The organism is Pseudarthrobacter sp. NKDBFgelt, from assembly GCF_046097905.1.
In the GTDB taxonomy this organism is placed as follows: Bacteria; Actinomycetota; Actinomycetes; order Actinomycetales; family Micrococcaceae; genus Arthrobacter; species Arthrobacter polychromogenes.
This window is the reverse complement of the sequence record NZ_JBJURL010000140.1, coordinates 1-3,706: the sequence shown is the minus strand read 5'-3', so window position 1 is coordinate 3,706 and position 3,706 is coordinate 1. Positions and strand designations below refer to the sequence as shown.

At 65.9% G+C, this 3,706-nt stretch carries 5 protein-coding genes; 4 read left to right on the top strand and 1 reads right to left on the bottom strand.

The features are described from left to right. The coding region (locus tag ACKAE7_RS20550) for a DUF4439 domain-containing protein (RefSeq protein ID WP_408980165.1) at positions 1 to 1,069 on the bottom strand (1,069 nt) is incomplete at its 3' end. 106 nt (positions 1,070 to 1,175) lie between these two features. Here ACKAE7_RS20550 and rimP point away from each other — a divergent pair. The 4 genes from rimP to ACKAE7_RS20530 form a co-directional block, all read left to right on the top strand. Next, a complete protein-coding gene (rimP, locus tag ACKAE7_RS20545) occupies positions 1,176 to 1,790 on the top strand; it encodes a ribosome maturation factor RimP (RefSeq protein ID WP_188809349.1) in 615 nt (204 codons plus the stop codon). Continuing rightward, a complete protein-coding gene (nusA, locus tag ACKAE7_RS20540) occupies positions 1,790 to 2,770 on the top strand; it encodes a transcription termination factor NusA (protein WP_066274794.1) in 981 nt (326 codons plus the stop codon). The genes rimP and nusA overlap by 1 nt, the downstream gene beginning before the upstream one ends. A 164-nt stretch (positions 2,771 to 2,934) precedes the next feature. Further along, positions 2,935 to 3,291, top strand: a complete 357-nt coding sequence (locus ACKAE7_RS20535) for a YlxR family protein (protein ID WP_188809350.1) — start codon at positions 2,935 to 2,937, stop codon at positions 3,289 to 3,291. Between the two features lie 152 nt (positions 3,292 to 3,443). Next, a partial coding sequence (locus tag ACKAE7_RS20530; protein WP_408980164.1) for a translation initiation factor IF-2 N-terminal domain-containing protein occupies positions 3,444 to 3,706 on the top strand: 263 nt, incomplete at its 3' end.

The following is a 3,706-nucleotide window of genomic DNA, read 5'->3' as shown; positions in this document are numbered from 1 at the left end:
CGTTCCAGTGGGCGGCGCGCCGCGCGGCGGACTGCAGGGCAGCGATCGCCCAGCTCCGCAGCCCGCCGTCGGCCTGCGCAATGACATCCCCGTAGGCGGGCAGAGCCGCTACTTCCAGGCGGGCCAGCCCGTCGCGGGGGGCCGCGAGGAAGTCAGGGTCCAGTACGAAGCCCGGCGGCTGTGCCGGCGGGGCACTGCAGGCGGCACGGGAGTGTGCCGCGGCCTGGGCAGCGAGTTCCCGATGCTGGCCCAGGAAGGCCTCCGCTGCTGGAGCATCGCCCGAGCCAAGCCGGGGGAGCGCCGCCTGGTAGGCGTACAGGCTTTGCTGCTCGGTGGCCACGGCTGCCGACAGTGCAATGACCAGTACAGCCGGCCTCCCCGCGGCAGATGGTTCCCGCACTGCAACACCGGGCTCCGGAAGAGGAGAAGGGCAGGAGGACGCCGTCGCATCGGGCGCCAGCGCGCCGGCGGCCGGAAGCGCTGCCGTGCCGGCATGGGGAAGTGTATCCTCGGCGACGCCCGCGGCGGTGGCGAGGTTCTCCGCTGCGAGCAGCTGGGCGGTGCCGGCACCGGCCAGCAACCGCGCCATCCCGCCGTCGGACTTTGCCGCATCGCTAAGGCGCTGAACACCACTGGCCGAGAGCGCGGAAGCCAGCCCTGCGAGCGTGGGCTCCACCGTCATTGCGGCCGCGGCAGGGGGCCCGGAATGGCCGGACGGCAGGGGAGTGGCGGACCCCGGGGCATCCTTCTCCGGGGAAGAATCCGCCGGTGAAAGGAGGGCGCGGGCCTGCAGGGTCAGCAACGTCACAGTTTCGGCCGCGGCGGCAGGGTTTGCGTCGCCGCCTGCCGCGGCGCTGGCTGACAGCCGCCCGGCCGCAGCGCGCAGATCCAGGGAATCCTGCAGGGCGGCCACCCTGGCCTGCTCGGAGAACGGGGGATCCGCGGGCGCCGGCGGATCCGCGGGGATCAGCGAGAATCCCAGGCTGAGCACAATCAGAACTGTGAACGAAATAACGGCGTACCGGAAATAGCGCAGCTTTGGGCGGTTTTCCGGATCGTCTTCTTTCACAACAGACCATGGTGTCACGCCGCCGGGGAATCTCCGCCCCACCGGACCGGTAAAATAGCTACGCTAGTACACACAACATCACCTATAAGGGAGGCGGCGCGGCATCGTGAGCAACGCAGAAGCCACGGCTTCATCAGACCAAACCGGAACGGGCAAGGCTGAAGCCGCCCCCGCACACAACCCGGAAGCTGAACGGCTCCGCGCACTCCTTGAACCCGCGGTCCAGGCCAACCGCCTTTACCTGGAGGACGTGGTCATCGTGGCCGGTTCCCACCGGGTGGTCCACGTCGTGGTGGACCTTCCGCAGGAGGAAACAGGCGGCGTCAGCCTTGACGTCATTGCCGACATCTCCAGAATCCTCTCCGACGTCCTGGACAACGATCCCGGAGACGACGGCCGGCCCTATGACCTTGAAGTGTCCTCTCCCGGCGTCGGGCGCCCGCTGACGGAACCGCGGCACTGGCACCGCGCCAAGGGACGCATGGCCAGGATCAACGTTATCCAGGGCGAGAACGTCATGGGCCGGATCACGTCGGTGGACGGTGACGGCGTGACCATCGTCCCGGAGATCGCGGTGAAAAAGGGTATGAAGCCCAAGCAGGGCGACCCCATAAAACTTCCTTTCGACAGGATCCGCAACGGAAAAGTCGAGATCGAATTCAGCCACCTCAACGGGGATGGTCTGGAACCTGGACACAATGGACCTTCTGAGGAGGCCTGATGGATATTGACATGAGCGCACTGAGACTTCTGGAGCGTGAGCGTGAAATCCCGCTGGACCTCCTGATCCCCACCATTGAGCAGGCGCTCCTGGTGGCGTACCACAAGTCGCCCGGCGCCTTCGAAAAGGCCCGTGCCGAGCTGGACCGCAAGAGCGGCCACGTCACCATCTGGGCTGTCGAGATTGACGACGACGGCGCCCCCATCGGCGAGTTCGAGCACACTCCCGAAGGCTTCGGCCGGATCGCTGCCAGCACGGCACGCCAGATCATCCTCCAGCGCCTGCGCGACGTTGAGGACGACAACGTCCTGGGCGAGTTCAAGGGCCGCGAAGGCGAGCTGGTCTCCGGCACCATCCAGCAGGGCAACAACCCGCACATGATCCAGGTCAACCTGGGTTCCGTGGAGGCGCTGCTGCCGCCGCCGGAGCAGGTTCCCGGGGAGAAGTACATCCACGGCAACCGGCTGCGTGCGCTGGTTATCGACGTCCACCGCGGCTCAAAAGGCCCGTCCGTCACCCTGTCCCGGTCCCATCCGGGCCTCGTCCGCAAGCTCTTTGAACTCGAAGTGCCGGAGATTGCGGACCGCTCCGTCGAGATCGTTGCCCTGGCACGTGAAGCCGGCCACCGCACCAAGATCGCGGTCAAGGCAAACGTTCCCGGCATCAACGCCAAGGGCGCCTGCATTGGCGAAATGGGATCCCGGGTCCGCGCCGTGATGACCGAACTGAACGACGAAAAGATCGACATCGTCGACTTCAGCGAGAATCCGGCCACCTTCATCGCCAGCGCGCTTTCGCCCTCACGTGTGAATTCGGTCACCATCACGGATGAAGCCACGCGTTCGGCGCGCGTGGTGGTCCCGGACTACCAGCTGTCCCTGGCCATCGGCAAAGAGGGCCAGAACGCTCGGCTGGCGGCCAAGCTCACCGGCTGGCGTATCGACATCGTGTCCGACGCCGCGGCTGCCCGCGATAACTGAACAGTTTTCACGCCCTCCCGGCCTCGAATCGCGCGCGAAGTTTCGGGCAGACAGGCCGGGAGGGGCTAGACTAGTAAAGACCGCGCCTAACGGCCGGCAGCCGTGCGCCCTGGGCGTGCCCCATTCCGTTCACACCGGAGGAAGGCCGTCCGCGGCCAGCAGATATGAACGTCAGGAAGATGACCGTGCCAGTAACAAGCGGGAATCAGCCGGAGCGTACCTGCATCGGATGCCGGAAGAAGGGCAAGCGGAATGAGTTACTCCGGCTCGTCGCCGAAGGCAGCGGATCAAACGCTGTCCTGGTGGATGAACGACGCCGGATGGCTGGCCGGGGTGCATGGCTGCATCCCAGCGAATCGTGCCTGGCTCTGGCGTTGAAGCGGCGAGCATTCGGACGTGCCCTGCAGGGAGCGACCGGTACCGCCGCCGTCGAACGCCGGATCACGTCAGGTGCGAGCGTTGCACGCGTTCCGGCAACTGCAACACCAACCGTCCAACCTGAAAGCGGGTCAGAAAACTGATGGAAACCCGATGAGTTCCCAGCGATGAGTGCGCAACGATGACAACTTTGTTGCGCTCTGCAATGGGCCCTACTGCAGCATTTGCGGCTTGGGCCCGCAGTAAGAAGTAGACGGTTCGTGCCTGGCTCGGTGCGGACCGAGACAGGAGAAATGTGGCCAAGGTCCGCGTACATGAGCTCGCCAAAGAGCTCGGTATTACTTCCAAAGATGCAGTGACAAAACTGCAGGAACTAGGCGAATTCGTTCGCTCTGCCTCTTCAACCATTGAGGCCCCCGTTGTGCGCAAGCTGCGCAACGCCTTCCCCGACGCCGCCCCCAAGGCGGCAGCACCGGCAGCAGCGCCCAAGGCAGCCGCTCCGGCGGCAGAGGCGCGTCCCTCAACACCGGCACCCGGTCCGGCAGCTCCGAAGGCTCC

Bases quoted from the DNA above. Each gene is read 5' to 3' on its own strand.
- nusA (WP_066274794.1), top strand. From the start codon at position 1,790: ATGGATATTGACATGAGCGCACTGAGACTTCTGGAGCGTGAGCGTGAA.
- ACKAE7_RS20535 (WP_188809350.1), top strand. From the start codon at position 2,935: ATGAACGTCAGGAAGATGACCGTGCCAGTAACAAGCGGGAATCAGCCG.